The 16,484-nt window shown below is 69.7% G+C and carries 15 protein-coding genes; 14 read left to right on the forward strand and 1 reads right to left on the reverse strand.

What is annotated here, in order from left to right; all coding sequences use genetic code 11:
• Positions 1-142 precede the first annotated feature (142 nt).
• From FFS10_RS15115 to FFS10_RS23000, 13 genes are all read left to right on the forward strand, one after another.
• Positions 143-451, forward strand: coding sequence for a DUF485 domain-containing protein (locus FFS10_RS15115; protein WP_137895304.1), 309 nt, complete (start codon positions 143-145; stop codon positions 449-451).
• A complete protein-coding gene (locus FFS10_RS15120; RefSeq protein WP_137895305.1) occupies positions 448-2,172 on the forward strand; it encodes a cation acetate symporter in 1,725 nt (574 codons plus the stop codon). Before FFS10_RS15115 ends, FFS10_RS15120 begins: the two co-directional genes overlap by 4 nt.
• Before the next feature lie 95 nt (positions 2,173-2,267).
• Complete coding sequence (locus tag FFS10_RS15125; protein WP_249931311.1) at positions 2,268-3,761, forward strand: putative nucleotidyltransferase substrate binding domain-containing protein; 1,494 nt, start codon at positions 2,268-2,270, stop codon at positions 3,759-3,761.
• A 65-nt stretch (positions 3,762-3,826) separates the two neighbouring features.
• Positions 3,827-4,024 carry a hypothetical protein gene (locus tag FFS10_RS15130; protein ID WP_137895306.1) on the forward strand — a complete coding sequence of 66 codons (198 nt, stop codon included), beginning with the start codon at positions 3,827-3,829 and terminating at the stop codon, positions 4,022-4,024.
• Positions 4,021-6,807, forward strand: a complete 2,787-nt coding sequence (locus tag FFS10_RS15135) for an ATP-binding protein (RefSeq protein WP_249931312.1) — start codon at positions 4,021-4,023, stop codon at positions 6,805-6,807. Before FFS10_RS15130 ends, FFS10_RS15135 begins: the two co-directional genes overlap by 4 nt.
• A complete protein-coding gene (locus FFS10_RS15140) occupies positions 6,804-7,178 on the forward strand; it encodes a response regulator transcription factor (RefSeq protein ID WP_137895308.1) in 375 nt (124 codons plus the stop codon). Before FFS10_RS15135 ends, FFS10_RS15140 begins: the two co-directional genes overlap by 4 nt.
• On the forward strand, positions 7,175-9,340 hold the full coding sequence (locus tag FFS10_RS15145; protein ID WP_137895309.1) for a 3'-5' exonuclease: 2,166 nt from the start codon (positions 7,175-7,177) through the stop codon (positions 9,338-9,340). The genes FFS10_RS15140 and FFS10_RS15145 overlap by 4 nt, the downstream gene beginning before the upstream one ends.
• A gap of 59 nt (positions 9,341-9,399) precedes the next feature.
• Positions 9,400-10,308, forward strand: a complete 909-nt coding sequence (locus FFS10_RS15150; RefSeq protein WP_137895310.1) for a hydroxymethylglutaryl-CoA lyase — start codon at positions 9,400-9,402, stop codon at positions 10,306-10,308.
• 7 nt (positions 10,309-10,315) lie between these two features.
• Positions 10,316-10,816, forward strand: a complete 501-nt coding sequence (locus FFS10_RS15155; RefSeq protein ID WP_137895311.1) for a YbaK/EbsC family protein — start codon at positions 10,316-10,318, stop codon at positions 10,814-10,816.
• Positions 10,813-11,061, forward strand: coding sequence for a DUF1289 domain-containing protein (locus FFS10_RS15160; protein ID WP_137895312.1), 249 nt, complete (start codon positions 10,813-10,815; stop codon positions 11,059-11,061). Before FFS10_RS15155 ends, FFS10_RS15160 begins: the two co-directional genes overlap by 4 nt.
• Entirely contained in the window at positions 11,058-11,690 is a 633-nt protein-coding gene (locus tag FFS10_RS15165; RefSeq protein ID WP_137895313.1) for a 2-hydroxychromene-2-carboxylate isomerase, read from the forward strand. Before FFS10_RS15160 ends, FFS10_RS15165 begins: the two co-directional genes overlap by 4 nt.
• 157 nt (positions 11,691-11,847) lie before the next feature.
• A complete protein-coding gene (locus FFS10_RS15170) occupies positions 11,848-13,503 on the forward strand; it encodes an MFS transporter (protein WP_137895314.1) in 1,656 nt (551 codons plus the stop codon).
• An 84-nt stretch (positions 13,504-13,587) separates the two neighbouring features.
• Entirely contained in the window at positions 13,588-13,743 is a 156-nt protein-coding gene (locus FFS10_RS23000) for a hypothetical protein (protein WP_171016167.1), read from the forward strand.
• Between the two features lie 21 nt (positions 13,744-13,764).
• On the opposite strand, the gene FFS10_RS15175 is transcribed toward FFS10_RS23000, so the two are convergent.
• A complete protein-coding gene (locus FFS10_RS15175) occupies positions 13,765-14,877 on the reverse strand; it encodes an ABC transporter substrate-binding protein (protein WP_137895315.1) in 1,113 nt (370 codons plus the stop codon).
• Positions 14,878-15,045: 168 nt separating this feature from the next.
• Between FFS10_RS15175 and FFS10_RS15180 the strand changes: the two genes are divergently transcribed.
• Positions 15,046-16,484, forward strand: a 1,439-nt coding sequence (locus FFS10_RS15180; protein ID WP_502702877.1) for an excinuclease ABC subunit UvrA, incomplete at its 3' end; no start/stop codon positions are given.

Raw genomic sequence — 16,484 nt, forward strand, 5'->3', positions numbered from 1 at the left:
TGCCGGGTTTACGTCCGGACCGCAAGCTGTTACCGTCTGGGCGCACCACGCCGCCTGGCCCTGCATATTGACTCGTTCCTTGGTAAGCACAGGGTAAGTGGCTTCACGTAGCCTTCGGTCCCAGATCACCAATGGAGACGATATGGAAGACGATGTGGTTCAACGGATTGTCAGCAATCCGAAATACCAGGAGCTCAAGACCAGGCGTTCCAGCCTGGGTTGGTGGCTGACCCTGGCCATGATGGTCGTGTACTACGGCTTCATCCTGCTGGTGGCCTTCAACAAGCCCTTCCTCTCGCAAAAGCTCGGTGCGGGTGTCATGACCATAGGGATTCCGATCGGCTTCGGCGTCATCGTCTTCACGATCGTGATCACCGCCTTCTACGTCAGGCGCGCCAACCGCGAGTTCGACGACCTCACCGACGCCGTGGTCAAGGGAGCGCTGAAATGAGCCGCAACACCGATACCGCACGACGCCTGCTGGCCCTGCTCGCCCTGTGCGGCGTTTCGGCCGCCTGGGCGGCCGGCGCAGACCTGGGCCAGGCGCAGAAGCAGGCCACCAACTGGACCGCGATCGGCATGTTCGGCGTGTTCGTGATCGGCACGCTGTTCATCACCAAGTGGGCGGCGGCCAGGACCAAGTCCGCGGCCGACTTCTACACCGCCGGCGGCGGTATCACCGGCTTCCAGAACGGCCTCGCGATTGCCGGCGACTACATGTCGGCGGCCTCCTTCCTCGGCATTTCCGCGGCCGTGATGGCCAGCGGCTTCGACGGCCTGATCTACTCGATCGGCTTCCTGGTCGGCTGGCCGGTCATCACCTTCCTGATGGCCGAGCGGCTGCGCAACCTCGGCAAGTTCACCTTCGCCGACGTGGCGGCGTTCCGCTTCAAGCAGACGCCGGTGCGCATCTTCGCGGCCTCCGGTACCTTGGTCGTCGTGGCCTTCTACCTGATCGCGCAGATGGTCGGCGCCGGCCAGCTGATCAAGCTGCTGTTCGGCCTCGAGTACTGGATGGCGGTGGTCATCGTCGGCGCGCTGATGATGGTCTACGTGCTGTTCGGCGGCATGACGGCGACCACCTGGGTGCAGATCATCAAGGCCTGCCTGCTGCTCGGCGGCGCCTCGTTCATGGCCTTCATGGTGCTGTGGCAGTTCGGCTTCAGCCCCGAGGCCATGTTCGCCAAGGCGGTCGAGATCAAGGCCGGCCTGGCCGGCGCTGCGGGCCAGGCGCCCGAGCAGGCCGCCGCCGCCGGCCAGTCCATCATGGGCCCGGGCAACTTCGTGAAGGACCCGGTCTCGGCGATCAGCTTCGGCATGGCGCTGATGTTCGGCACGGCCGGCCTGCCGCACATCCTGATGCGCTTCTTCACCGTGCCCAGCGCCAAGGAGGCGCGCAAGTCCGTGATGTGGGCCACCGGCTGGATCGGCTACTTCTACCTGCTGACCTTCATCATCGGCTTCGGCGCGATCACCTTCGTGCTGACCAACCCGCAGTTCCTCGACGCCAAGGGCGGCCTGGTGGGCGGCGGCAACATGGCGGCCGTGCACCTGGCCAACGCGGTGGGCGGCAACGTGTTCCTGGGCTTCATCTCGGCCGTGGCCTTCGCGACGATCCTGGCGGTGGTGGCTGGCCTCACACTGTCCGGCGCCTCGGCGGTCTCGCACGACCTCTACGCCACGGTGATCAAGCAGGGCAAGGCCGACAGCGCGTCCGAACTGCGCATCTCGAAGATGACCACGATCGCGCTGGGCGTGCTCGCGGTCGCGCTGGGCATCGTGTTCGAGAAGCAGAACATCGCCTTCATGGTCTCGCTGGCCTTCGCGATCGCGGCCTCGGCCAACTTCCCGGTGCTGTTCATGTCGGTGCTGTGGAAGGACTGCACGACCAAGGGGGCGGTGGTCGGCGGCTTTCTCGGCCTGATTTCCTCGGTGGTGCTGACCGTGGTCTCGCCCTCGGTCTGGGAAGCGACGCTCGGCAATCCCAAGGGCTCGGCCCTGTTCCCCTATGCCTCGCCGGCCCTGTTCTCGATGAGCCTCGCCTTCGTCGGCATCTGGCTGGTCTCGCTGCTCGACAGGGGCGCGCAGGCGCGCCGGGACCGCGCCGGCTTCCTCGCGCAGCAGGTGCGGTCGGAGACCGGCATCGGAGCCGAGGCCGCCTCGGGGCACTGAGGCTGGCCGCGGCGCAGGCACTGCTGCCGCGCCTGCGCTAAGCTGAAAGGACTGCGGCAGCCCCGCCCGCAGTCCTTTTTTGACGGGACGCCGCCGTGCCAGACGATTTCCGTTTAGACGCTCCGCCCTTCGACCGCCTGGGCACCGACGAGCAGGCCCTGCTGCACGGCAGCCGCGAGTTCCTCTCGCTGATGATGGTGCGGGTGCGCGACGCCTACCTGCGCCAGCCCCTGGTCGTCGACGGCGGGATGGACCTGGTCTCGCTGTGCCGCCTGCTGGCGCAGCAGGGGCAGACCCATGCGCTGGTGCGCGACGCGCGCGACGGCGCGCAGCGCATCGGCATGTTCACGACCACCGACCTGCGCGACGCCCTGCTGCGCGGGGTGCCGCCGCAGGAACTCGCGGTGCGCGAGGTGGCGCAGTTCGACCTGGTCGCGCTGCCGCCCGACGCCGAGCTCTCCGAGGCCCTGCTGGCCATGATCCGCCACCGCGTGCACCGCGTGCTGGTGCGCGAGGGCGACGAGATCCTCGGGGTGCTGAGCCAGCTCGACCTGATGGGCTTCGTCTCCAACCACTCGCACCTGATCGCGCTGCAGGTCGAGCAGGCCGGCTCGCTCGATGCGCTCAAGGCCGCCGCGCGGCAGGTGGACGGACTGGTCGCGCTGCTGCAGGGCGGCGGCGCCAGGATAGAGCTGATCTGCGGCCTCGTGAGCGAGCTCAATCGGCAGATTTTTGCGCGTCTCTGGTCCTTCGTCGCGCCGGCGGAGCTGGTGCGCAACAGCTGCCTGCTCGTCATGGGCAGCGAAGGGCGCGGCGAGCAGGCGCTCAAGACCGACCAGGACAATGCCCTGCTGCTGCGCGACGGCTATGCCTGCCCCGAGCTCGCGCAGAGCGTGCGGCGTTTCAGCGAGGCCCTGACCGACCTGGGCTACCCGCCCTGCCCGGGCGAGATCATGCTGACGCGGCCGCTCTGGTGCCAGCCGCTGGCCGGCTTTCGCGACAGCATCAGGCAATGGCTCTACGGCGCCGAGCCCGAGGGGCCGCTGAACCTGGCCATCTTCATGGACGCGCGGGCGGTGGCGGGGGACGCGGCCCTGCTGCGCGAGGCCAGGGACCATCTGCACCGCATCCTGGCCGGCAGCGACGCCTTCTTCGCGCGCTTCGTCGGGGCGATCGAGCAGTTCAGCGAAGCGGGCCCCTGGTGGGCAAGGCTGGCCGCGCTGGGTGGGCGCGAGGAGCCGCCTTTCGACCTCAAGAAGCTCGGCACCTTCCCCATCGTGCACGGCGCACGCGCGCTGGCGCTGGAGGCGCGGCTGGACGAGGTCGGCACGGCGGCCAGGCTGCGTGCCCTGGCGACGCGCGGCCAGCTGGCGCAGGACCTGGCGCGCGACTTGGTCGAGGTGCTGCATTTCCTGATGGGCCTGAGGCTGCGCAACCACCTGCGCCAGAAGCAGCTGGGCCTGCCGCTCGACAACCTCCTGCCGCTGTCCAGCCTGGGCACGCTGGACCGCGACCTGCTGAAGGACGCGCTGCTGATCATCAAGCGCTTCCGCCAGCAGCTGCGCCTGCACTACCGGCTTGACAGCTGATGGCGCGCCGACACAATCCGGCTCAGGCCCCCGCGGCCCCGGCGCCGCCCGCCAAGGAGAACACCGTGTTCAAGCGACTGGATGCCCAGCGCCTGCTGGCCCTGTTCGTCGGCGGTGCGCTGCTGCTGAACTTCCCCCTGCTGGCCCTCTGGAACCTAGGCCTCACGGTCTGGGGCGTGCCGCTGTTCGTCGTCGCGCTGTTCGTGCTCTGGGGCCTGCTGATCGCGGCGCTGGGCTGGCTGGTGGAGCGGATGCCCGAGTGAGCGCCTCCATGCTGCCCGCCCCGCTGGTCGTCGGCACCTCGTTCGCCTACCTGCTGTGGCTGTTTGCCGTGGCCCTCTACGGCGACCGGCGCGCGGCCCAGGGCCGCTCCATCATCGCCAACCCCTGGGTCTATGCGCTGTCGATGGCGGTCTATTGCTCGGCCTGGACCTATTTCGGCAGCGTGGGGCGGGCCGCCTCCTCGGGCCCGTGGTTCCTGCCGATCTACCTCGGTCCCACGCTGGCCATGGTGCTGGCCTGGGTGGTGGTGCGCAAGATGATCCGCATCGCGCGCAGCTACCGCATCACCTCGATCGCCGACTTCATCGGCAGCCGCTACGGCAAGAGCCCGCTGCTGGCGGGCCTGGTTACGCTGATCACGGTGGTGGGCATCCTGCCCTACATCGCGCTGCAGCTCAAGGCCGTGTCCGGCGGCTATGCCCTGCTGACCGTGCCGCTGGGCGAGGCGCTGCCGCCGCCCGGGCCCTGGTGGCGCGACAGCACGCTGTACTTCGCGCTGGTGCTGGCCGGCTTCACCATGGTGTTCGGCGCGCGCCACCTCGACGCCAGCGAGCGCCACGAGGGCCTGGTCGCGGCGATTGCCTTCGAGTCGCTGCTCAAGCTGCTGGCGTTCCTGGCCGTGGGGCTGTTCGTGAGCTACGGTCTGTTCGCGGGCGTGGGCGACATCTTCACGCGCGCCCAGGCCGTTCCGTCGCTGGCCCAGCTGCTGCCCTCGGCTGTCGGCGCGCCCTTCGCCTGGGGCCAGTGGTTCGCGCTGATGCTGCTGTCCATGCTGTCGGTGATCCTGCTGCCCAGGCAGTTCCAGGTCATGGTGGTCGAGAACGTCGACGAGCGGCACCTGCGCCGCGCGGTCTGGGTGTTTCCGCTCTACCTGCTGCTGATCAACCTGTTCGTGCTGCCGATCGCGCTGGGCGGGGGGCTGGTCTTCGGCCCGGGCCGCATGGACCCCGAGGCCTTCGTGCTCTCGCTGCCACTGGCGCACGGGCAGTTGGCGCTGGCCCTGCTGGCCTTCGTCGGCGGCCTGTCGGCGGCCACCGGCATGGTGATCGTCGAGACCATCGCCGTGGCCAGCATGGTCTGCAACGACCTCGTGATGCCGCTGCTGCTGCGCACGCGCCGCTTCGGCGCGCGTGCGGGGCGCGACCTGACGGGCCTGCTGCTGGGCATCAGGCGCGTCGCCATCGTGCTGGTGCTGCTGCTCGGCTACGCCTATTTCCAGCTCGCGGGCGAGGCCTATGCCCTGGTCAGCATCGGCCTGATCAGCTTCGCGGCCGTGGCGCAGTTCGCGCCGGCCCTGCTCGGCGGCATGTACTGGAAGGGAGCCACGCGCGGTGGCGCCATGGCCGGGCTGCTGCTGGGCTTCGGCCTCTGGGTCTACACGCTGATGCTGCCCTCGCTGGCCAAGTCGGGCTGGTTGGCGGGCGGCTTCCTGTCCGAGGGGCCCTGGGGCATCGCGCTGCTCAAGCCCGAGCAGCTGCTGGGCCTGAGCGGGCTGGACAACCTGAGCCATTCGCTGTTCTGGAGCCTGCTGGCCAACCTGGGCGCCTACGTGGGCGTCTCGCTGTGGCGCAGCCCGAACGCCGCCGAGGCCAGCCAGGCCCTGCTGTTCGTGGACGTGTTCGGGCGCAGCCAGACCAGCGGCCCCGTGTTCTGGCGCGGGCGCGCCCGGGTGCAGGACCTGCAGGCGCTGGCCGCGCGCTTTCTCGGCGAGCCCGGGGCCCAGCAGCTGTTCGACGACTATGCGCGCCAGGCCGGCGTGGACGGGGTGGCGCAGATCGCGCCCGACGCCCGGCTGGTCCAGTTCGTCGAGACCCAGCTCGCGGGCGCGATCGGCAGCGCCTCGGCGCGCGTGATGGTGGCCTCGGCCGTCGAGGAGGAGCCACTCGCGCTGGAGGACGTGGTGCAGATCCTGCAGGAGGCCTCGCAGCTGCGCGCCCACTCGCTCGAGCTCGAGCAGAAATCGCGCTCGCTCGAGCAGGCCACGCGGGAGCTGCGCGCCGCCAACGAGCAGCTCAAGAGCCTGGACCGGCTCAAGGACGACTTCATGTCCTCGGTCACGCACGAGCTGCGCACGCCGCTGACCTCGATCCGCGCCCTGGCCGAGCTGATGCTCGAGGATGCCGAGATGCCGGCACCGCAGCGCCAGCAGTTCCTGGGCATCGTCGTCGCCGAGACCGAGCGCCTGACCCGCCTCGTGAACCAGGTGCTGGACATGGCCAAGATCGAGTCGGGCCATGCCGAGTGGCACAACAGCGAGGTGGACATGGGCCGGCTGCTGAGCCAGGCCATGCAGACCACGGCCGAGATGTTCCGCGAGCGCGGGGCCGAGCTCAGCCTGAGCCTGCCGCCGGGGCCCCCGGTCGTGATCCGCGCCGATGCGGACCGCCTGACGCAGGTCGTGCTGAACCTGCTGTCCAACGCGGCCAAGTTCCTGCCACCCCAGGCCGGGCGGGTCGAAGTGACCCTGTCCACCGACGCCGCGGGCCTGACGGTGGCGGTGCAGGACAATGGGCCGGGCGTGCCGCCCGAGCAGCAGGCGCTGATCTTCGAGAAATTCCGCCAGGGCGGCGACCAGGCCCGCCGTCCCCAGGGCACGGGGCTGGGCCTGCCGATCAGCCGCCAGATCGTCGCCCATTTCGGCGGGCGGCTCTGGGTCGAGTCCGAGCCCGGCCGCGGCGCGCGCTTCCTGTTCCGGCTGCCCTGGCGCGCGCCGGGCGGGGAGGCCGGGCAGGACGAGCTTCAGCAGGCAGGAGACGCCCCATGACGTACAAGATACTGATCGCCGACGACGAGCCCAACATCGTGATCTCGCTCGAATACCTGCTCAGGCGCGAGGCCTACGAGGTGACGGTCGCGCGCGACGGCCTGGAGGCGATGGCGGCGATCCGGCGCGAGCGCCCGCAGCTGGTGCTGCTGGACGTGATGATGCCCGGCAAGACGGGCTTCGAGGTGTGCCAGGAGGTGCGGGCCGACGAGCAGCTCAAGGACACGCTGATCCTGATGCTGACCGCCAGGGGGCGCGAGACCGATGTCGCCAAGGGCCTGGCCCTGGGCGCCGACGGCTACATGACCAAGCCCTTCTCGACCAAGGAGCTGGTCCAGCGGGTGCGCGAACTGCTGGACCGCCGGCCGTGAAGCGCGACCCGCGCCGGCTGCTGGCCACGCTGCTGCCTGGGGGGGTGCTGGCGGCCTGGACCGGCCTGGCCCTGGCGCTGGTCGCGGCCACGCTGGCCGAGGCCGAGCGCGCGGTCCTGGGCGAACTGCTGGCCCCGCGCGCCGCGCTGCTGCTGCTGCTGGGCCTGGTGCTGGCGGGCGGCCTGGGCCATGCGGCGCGCCTGCTGTACCGCGACCGGGTCGAGGCCCCGGCGCGCCTGCTCGAAGCGGCGCAGGTGCTGCTGGCCGGGCAGGGGCCGAGCGAGCTGCCGGCCCGGGGCAGCGCCGAGAACCGGGGCCTGGCCCGGGCCATCGAGGCGCTGGCGGCCCAGCGGGCGCAGCTGCAGCGCGATGTCGAGGCCAGGGTGGGCGAGGCCAGCCAGCGCATCGAGCAGGAACGCAGCCGGCTCGCCGCGCTGATGTCCGAGCTCATGCAAAGCGTGGTGGTGTGCAGCCTGGACGGTCGTGTCATCCTCTACAACCAGCGCGCGCGCCTGCAGTTCCGTGCCCTGTCGCAGGCCCCCGAGGTCGCGGGCGGGGCCGAGCTGATCGGGCTCGGGCGCTCGATCTATGCCGTGTTCGACCGCCCGCTGATCGACCATGCCCTGGAGCGCGTGCAGCAGCGCATGGCGCAGGACGCGGCCAGCCCTGCGGCCCAGTTCGTCACGACCGCCGGCGCCGGCCATCTGCTGCGGGTCCTGATGACGCCGGTGCGCGCGCCCGCGGCGCAGGGCGAGCGCCCGGCCATGAGCGGCTATGTGCTGCTGCTCGACGACATCACGCGCGAACTCGAGCAGGAGAGCGCGCGCGACCGCCTGCTGCTGGGCCTGACCGAGCGCAGCCGCTCCGCCCTGGCCAACATGCAGGCGGCGCTCGACATGCTGGACTACCCCGACCTCGACGCCGCCCTGCGCGATCGCTTCCTCGCCGTGGTGCGCGACGAGACCGCCGCCATGAGCCGGCGCATCCAGGACCTCGTGGCCAGCTCGACCGATGCGCTCAAGACCCGCTGGCCGATGGAGGACATGCTGGGCAGCGACCTGCTGGCCGCCGCCGCGCGGCGCATCGAGGCGGCCCATGGCCTGCCCTGCGCCACCGTGGCGCCGCCCGTCCCGCTGTGGCTGCGCGTGGACAGCTTCTCCCTGCTGCAGGCCCTGGTCTACCTCGCCGGTCGGCTGTTCGAAGAATTCGGCTTGCGCCATGTCGAGCTGCGGCTTGGCCCGGCCGGGCCGCGCGCCCACCTGGACCTGGTCTGGTCCGGCCAGGTCATGAACAGCGAAACCGCGATGGGCTGGGAAATGGACCCGATGAAGGTCGGCGACGAGACCCTGCCGCTGAGCGTGCGCGATGTCGTGGAGCGCCATGGCGGCGCCTTCTGGTTCGAACGCGAGCGCGCCAGTCACCAGGCCTGGTTCCGCTTCCTGCTGCCGCAGGCCAGCCCGCAGGAACCGGCCGAGGCGGCCCTGCCGGCGCCCGCCGGCAGCCGCCCCGAGTATTACGACTTCGACCTGTTCCAGCGCGCGGGCCAGGCCGGCGAACTGGCCGAGCGCCGCCTGTCCGAGCTCGCCTACACCGTGTTCGACACCGAGACCACGGGGCTGGACCCTTCGGGTGGCGACGAGATCATCCAGGTCGGCGCCGTGCGCATCGTCAACGGCAGGCTGCTGCGGCAGGAGGGCTTCGAGCAGTTGGTCGACCCGCGGCGCGACATCCCCGCTGCCTCCTTGTCGGTCCACGGCATAGTTCCCGAGCTGCTGCGCGGGCGGCCGACCATAGAGCAGGTGCTGCCGGCCTTTCATGCCTTCGCCAGGGACACGGTGCTGGTCGCCCACAACGCGGCCTTCGACATGCGCTTCCTGCGGCTCAAGGAGCAGGCGGCGGGCCTGCATTTCGACCAGCCGGTGCTGGACACGCTGCTGCTTTCGGCCCTGGTCCATCCCAGCCAGGAATCGCATCAGCTGGAGGCGATCGCCGAGCGCTTCGGCATCGGGGTCGAGGGGCGCCACCGGGCCCTCGGTGACGCCCTGCTGACGGCCGAGGTGTTCCTGCGCCTGCTGCCCCTGCTGGCCGACCAGGGCATACAGACACTGGGCCAGGCGCTCGAGGCCGCGCAGCGGACCTATTACGCGCGCCTTAGGTACTAATACGGATGCCGGCCGCAGGGGCCGGATTTTGCGATACTGTGGCGTAGAGAGAGTGCCCCATGAAGCTTCCCCCCAAAGTCAAACTCGTCGATGTCGGGCCGCGCGACGGCCTGCAGAATGAAAAGCAGCCGGTGCCGGCCGCGGTCAAGATCGAGCTCGTGCACCGCCTGCAGGCGGCCGGCCTCAGGGAGATCGAGGTCACGAGCTTCGTCTCGCCCAAGTGGGTGCCGCAGATGGCCGACGCTGCCTCCGTCATGGCCGGCATCGAGCGCCAGGCCGGCGTGCGCTACTCGGTGCTGACGCCCAACCTGCAGGGCTTCGAGGCCGCGCTCAAGACCCGGCCCGACGAGATCGTGGTGTTCGGCGCGGCCAGCGAGGCCTTCAGCCAGAAGAACATCAACTGCTCGATCGCCGAGAGCATAGAGCGCTTCCGCCCCGTGGCCGAGGCGGCGCGCGCGGCCGGCATCTACGTGCGCGGCGCCATGTCCTGCTGCGTGGGCTGCCCTTACGAGGGCGAGATCGCGCCCGAGCGCGTGGCCTACCTGGCCGGCCTCATGAAAGACATCGGCGTGCAGCATGTGGGCGTGGCCGACACCATAGGCGTGGGCACGCCGCTGAAGGTGCAGCGCGCGCTCGAGGCTGCGCTGCGGCATTACGAGATCGACGATGTCTCGGGCCATTACCACGACACCTACGGCCAGGCCCTGGCCAACACCCTGGCCAGCCTGGAGCTGGGCGTATGGCAGTACGACACCTCGGTCGCGGGCCTGGGCGGCTGCCCCTATGCCAAGGGCGCGACCGGCAACGTGGCGACCGAAGATGTGGTCTACCTGCTGCACGGCATGGGCATAGACACCGGCATCAATCTCGACAAGCTGGTCGACGCGGGCAAGTTCATCAGCGAATTCCTGGGACGCAAGCCCAATTCGCGCGCGGCCCAGGCCATCCTCAACAAGCGTGCCGGCTGAACCCGCCATGTGTGGCGCCGAAGTCTCTGCCCTGCCCGAGGGCATGCAACGCGTGCGCGCCGAGCTCGAGCGCCTGGGCCATCCGCATGCGCCGCGGCTGCTCGACGGTGCGGCGCGCACCGCCCAGCAGGCGGCCGACGCGCTCGGCATCGCGCTCGGCCAGATCGCCAAGAGCATCGTCTTCCGGCGCAAGAGCGACGACGCGGCCGTGCTCGTCGTGACCTCGGGCGACCGTCGCGTCGACGAGAAGAAGGTCGAGGCCCAGCTGGGGGCGATAGCCCGCGCCGACGCCGACTTCGTCAAGGCGCGCACCGGCTTCTCGATCGGCGGCGTGGCGCCGCTGGCCCACGCCCAGCCGCCCGTGACCCTGATCGACCGCGAGCTGTTCCGCTTCGACGCGATCTGGGCCGCGGCCGGCCATCCGCACGGCGTGTTCGAGCTGCGCCCGCAGGACCTGGAGCGCCTCACGGGCGCGCCGGTGGTCGACGTGGTGCAGGTGGCGGGATGAGCGCGGCAACACGACTGGCTGGGCGCACCCGCGAGGTGCTCGCGCTCGAAGCGCAGCTGCCTTCCCCCTGCATCTCGGTCTGCCGCATGGGCGAGGCCAGCGGCCTCTGCGAGGGCTGCTGGCGCACGCTGGACGAGATCCGCGCCTGGAGCCGGCTCGACGACGCGGGCAAGCGCGTGGTCTGGGCGCGCATCGCCGAGCGCCTGGCGGCGGCCGAGCCCCTGCCTGCCGAGGACGCAGCATGAAGCAGCTGGACTTCTACCTCGACTTCATCTCGCCCTACGCCTACCTGGCCTTCGAGAAGCTGCCCGAGGCGCTGGAAGGCATCAGCCACAGCCTGCGCTACCGGCCTCTGCTGCTGGCCGGCCTGTTGCGGCATCATGGCCAGCTCGGCCCGGCCGAGATCGCTGGAAAGCGCGCCTGGACCTACCGCCAGGTGCAGTGGCTGGCGCACAGCCAGGGCGTGGACATGCAGCTGCCGGCCAGCCACCCCTTCAACCCGCTGGGCCTGCTGCGCCTGGCCCTGGCCTGCGACGCCCAGGGCGAGCCCAACCGCTATGTCTGCGAAACCATTTTTCGCCATGTCTGGCGCGGCGGCGCCGAGGCGGCCGACCCGCTGCGCCTGGCGCAGCTGACGCGCGAGCTCGCGCCGGCCCGCGACCCGCAGAGCGAGGCCGTCAAGGCCGAGCTCAAGGCCCGCACCGAACAGGCCCTGGCGCTGGGCCTGTTCGGCGTGCCGACCATCGCGGTCGACGGCCATCTGTTCTGGGGCCTCGATGCCCTGCCCATGCTGCGCGCCTACCTGCTCGGCGACCCCTGGTTCCAGGGCCCGGCCTGGGACGCTGCGGTCAGCTTGCCCTCATCCACATCCTGAAATCGATCCCCAGGGTTTCACCCTAAGCCGTCAGCCCCGGTTCAGTTTGGCGCAAGCCTGCGTTGGTTTCGCGTCAGAGCAGGGTCAGAGCCGTCGCCAAGAATGGAAGCAAGTCCCCGTGTCGGGGGCTGCAACCAGATAGACAGGAGACAAACCCATGGCTACAACCGCAGCTAGGCCCATGACGCGCGAGGAGAAGAAAGTGATCTTCGCCTCGTCCCTCGGCACCGTGTTCGAGTGGTACGACTTCTACCTCTACGGCTCCTTGGCCGCCATCATCGCCAAGCAGTTCTTCAGCGGCCTCGACGCCGGTTCGGCCTTCATCTTCGCGCTGCTGGCCTTCGCGGCCGGCTTCATCGTGCGGCCCTTCGGCGCCCTGGTGTTCGGCCGCCTGGGCGACATGATCGGCCGCAAGTACACCTTCCTGGTCACCATCCTGCTGATGGGCCTGTCGACCTTCATCGTGGGCATCCTGCCCAACTACGCCAGCATAGGCGTGGCCGCGCCCATCATCCTGATCGCGCTGCGCCTGCTGCAGGGCCTGGCCCTGGGCGGCGAGTACGGCGGTGCCGCCACCTACGTGGCCGAGCATGCGCCGCATGGCAAGCGCGGCGCCTACACGGCCTGGATCCAGACCACCGCGACCCTGGGCCTGTTCCTGTCGCTGATGGTGATCCTGGGCACCCGCACCGCGATCGGCGAGGCTGCCTTCGCCGACTGGGGCTGGCGCGTGCCCTTCATCGTCTCCATCGCGCTGCTCGCGATCTCGGTCTGGATCCGCCTCTCGATGAACGAGTCGCCGGCCTTCCAGAAGATGAAGGCCGAGGGCAAGACCTCCAAGGCCCCGCTGACCGAGTCCTTCGGCCAGTGGAAGAACCTCAAGATCGTGATCCTGGCGCTGATCGGCCTGACCGCCGGCCAGGCCGTGGTCTGGTACTCGGGCCAGTTTTACGCCCTGTTCTTCCTGACCCAGGCGCTCAAGGTCGACGGCGCCACGGCCAACATCCTGGTCGCGGTCTCGCTGCTGATCGGCACGCCCTTCTTCATCGTGTTCGGCTCCCTGTCCGACAAGATCGGCCGCAAGCCCATCATCATGGCCGGCTGCCTGTTGGCCGCGCTGACCTACTTCCCGGTGTTCGGCGCCCTGACCAAGGCCGCCAACCCCGACTTGGCCGCCGCGCAAGCCACGAACAAGGTGGTGATCGCCGCCGACCCGGCCGAGTGCTCGTTCCAGTTCAACCCCACCGGCACGGCCAAGTTCACCAGCTCCTGCGACATCGCCAAGCAGGTGCTGGCCGGCGCTTCCGTCAGCTACGAGAACGAGCAGGCGGCCGCGGGCAGCGTGGCCACCATCAAGATCGGCGAGACCGCGATCGCCAGCTACGCCTCCAAGGGCCTGGCGGCCGACGAGGCCAAGAAGAAGGACGGCGAGTTCAAGAAGGCCGTGGCCGACGCGCTCAAGGCCGCCGGCTACCCGAGCAAGGCCGACCCGGCCAAGCTCGACAAGGTGATGGTGACCCTGATCCTGACCTACCTGGTGATCCTGGTGACCATGGTCTACGGCCCGATCGCCGCCATGCTGGTCGAGATGTTCCCGACCCGCATCCGCTACACCTCGATGAGCCTGCCCTACCACATCGGCAACGGCTGGTTCGGCGGCCTGCTGCCCACCACGGCCTTCGCCATCGTGGCCCAGACCGGCAACATGTACAACGGCCTCTGGTACCCGATCATCATCGCTGCCGCCACCTGTGTGATCGGCACCCTGTTCATCCGCGAGACCAAGGACGTGGACATCTACGCCAACGACTGATCCTGGTCTTTACTCCCCACCACAGGGGCGGGGACATCCAACCCGGCCCTCCATCAGCGAGGGCCTTTTTTCGGGAGAAACACCATGTGGAAACTGCTTGTGGGCTTCATCGCCTTCGCCGCGCTCGCGATCTTCATTCTGATGAAGGGTGGCGACATCGACATGGGCGGCGAGAAGCACGGCATCGAGGCGCCGCACGAGGCCGCGCCGGCCGCGGCGCCGGCCAGCGCCGCCAAGTAAGGAAAGGGCCCCGGGAGGGGCTCAGCGCTTGAAGCGGCCGTCGATGCCGATGATGGACAGGTCGGCGAAGTCCAGACCTGTGTGGTCGGTCGTGCTGTAGCCGACTTCGAGGCCGCCGATGTCGAGCTTGCGCAGGCCTTCGAGCGCGGTCTGCACGCGCTCGCGGCTGAGCTTGGGTCCAGCGCGGCGCAGCGCCTCGACCAGCACCTTGGCGGCCGAGAATCCCTCCAGCATGGCGGGGCTGATCTCGTTGGCGCCCTTGGCGCGCGCCAGGTCCTGGGCCTCCTTGACGATGGGGAAGGCGATCGAGCGCTCGTAGGGGAAGACCTGGGTCACGATCACGCCGCGCGCCAGCTCGCCCAGGCTCTTTACGAAGCCGCCCGAGGCGTTGTTGGACAGGGTCACGACCTGGGCCGCCGAGCCCGCCGCGCGCAGCGCCTTGGTGCCCTCGACCACGGCCGAGCCCGAGGCGATCATCAGCACGGCCTGGGCGTTGGCCTGGGCCACCTTGGGCGCGATCGGCGCGAAATTGGGCTTGGCGCGGTCGAACTTCTCGAGCGCCACCGGGGTCAGCTTGGCCGCGGCCAGGCCGCGCTGGGCCCCGGCCAGGCCGTCGGCGCCGAAGCTGTCGTCCACATGCACCACGGCGATGCGCGTGATGCCCATGGTGTTCAGGTGCACGATGGCCTTCTCGGCCTCGCGCTGGTAGGTGGCTCGCACGTTGAACACATGCTTTTGCACCGGCTGGTGCAGCACCATGGCGCCGGTGGACGGGGCTATCAGCGGCACGCCATGCTGGTTCAGCAGCGGGATGATGGCCTCGGTGTGCGGCGTGCCGCGGTTGAGGAACAGGGCGAGCACGCGTTTGTCCTCGATCAGCACGCGCGCGTTCTCGGCCGCCAGCTTGGGCTCGAACTTGTCGTCCATGGAGACCAGCGCGATCGGCTGGCCGTGCACGCCGCCGCGGGCGTTGACCGCGTCCAGGTAGAGCTTGGCGCCTTCGGTGGTCTCCTTGACGCCGGCCCCCACGGGGCCGCTGAAGCCGGCGGTCTGCCCGATCAGGATCTGGGCCTGCGCCGTCATGCAAAAGCCGGCCAGCACGGCGGCCAGCCAGGTCAGTCGGAACGATTTCATGCGGTCTCCTTCGCGCTGAGACAGTGTAGGGCGATGCCCGTTCCCGCCCGGGCGGACATCGCAGGGGGTTTCCCTTAATGCAAACGGTTTACAGGGCTTCTGCCGGCGCCCGCCCTGCGGCGAGGTCCGCCCCCTAGAATGTTCGGCCTTCACCGAAATATCCACGCCATGTCCCAGGGTCTCATCCGCATCCGCGGCGCGCGCCAGCACAACCTCAAGAACCTCGACCTCGACCTGCGCACCGGCGAGCTCACGGTGGTGACCGGGCCCAGCGGCTCGGGCAAGTCCAGCCTGGTGTTCGACACCCTGTACGCCGAAGGCCAGCGCCGCTACGTCGAGACCTTCAGCGCCTACGCGCGCCAGTTCCTGGACCGCATGGACAAGCCCGCGGTGGACAAGGTCGAGGGCGTGCCGCCGGCGATCGCGATCGACCAGACCAACCCCGTGCGCAGCTCGCGCTCCACCGTGGGCACGATGACCGAGCTCAACGACCACCTCAAGCTGCTGTTCGCGCGCGCCGGCCAGCTGTTCGACCGCCAGACCGCGCAGCCCGTGCGGCACGACTCGCCCGAGACCATCTACGCCGAGTTGCGGGGCCGTTCAGAACAGGAAGATCCACGGCTGGTGGTCACGTTCCCGGTGGAACTGCCGGCCCACACCAGCGCCGAGGAGGTCGAGCAATGGCTGTCGGCCAGCGGCTTCACCAAGGTGCAGGCCGAGCGCGAGGTGGCCACGCCGACCGGGCCCAGAAAAGTCTTGGACGTGGTGGCGGACCGCTTCCGTATTGGCAACGTGGAGAAGTCGCGCGCGATCGAGGCCATCGAGGTCGCGCTGCGGCGCGGGGGCGGGCGCCTCAACGTCTACCGCCTGCAGGAAGAGGGCGAGCCCGAGCTGTGGCGGTTTTCCACCGGCCTGCACTGCCCGGACAGCGACCTGCGCTACGCCGAGCCGCTACCCTCGATGTTCTCGTTCAACTCGGCCGTCGGCGCCTGCGAGGCCTGCCGCGGCTTCGGCCGCGTGATCGGCGTGGACTACGGCCTGGTGATCCCCAACGACAAGCTCACGCTGCGCGCCGGCGCGATCAAGCCCATGCAGACGCCGGCCTGGCAGGAGTGCCAGGACGACCTGATGCGCCACGCCGAGACGGCCGGCATTCCGCGCGACACGCCCTGGAGCAAGCTGACCGAGGCCCAGCAGCGCTGGGTGATCGAGGGCTCGCCGAACTGGAACGGCAAGTGGAACCAGCACTGGTACGGCGTCAAGCGCTTCTTCGAGTACCTGGAGACCAAGTCCTACAAGATGCACATCCGCGTGCTGCTGTCCAAGTACCGCAGCTACACGCCCTGCGGCAACTGCGGTGGCGCGCGCCTGAAGATCGACAGCCTGCTGTGGCGCATAGGCCGCCAGGAAGACGCCGACGCCGTGCTGGCGCCGGCCCAGCGCTTCATGCCCCAGGGCGTGGCCTGGACGCGCGCCCAGCTCGAGGCCTTGCCGGGCCTCTGCCTGCACGACCTCATGCTGCTGCCGATCGAGCGGCTGCGGCGCTTCTTCGACCGGCTCTCTCCCTCCCCCGCTGGGGGAGGGCAGGGGAGGGGGCAGGCGCCGGG

The sequence above is a fragment of the Ramlibacter sp. 2FC genome, assembly GCF_005503345.1.
In the GTDB taxonomy this organism is placed as follows: domain Bacteria; phylum Pseudomonadota; class Gammaproteobacteria; order Burkholderiales; family Burkholderiaceae_C; genus SCMQ01.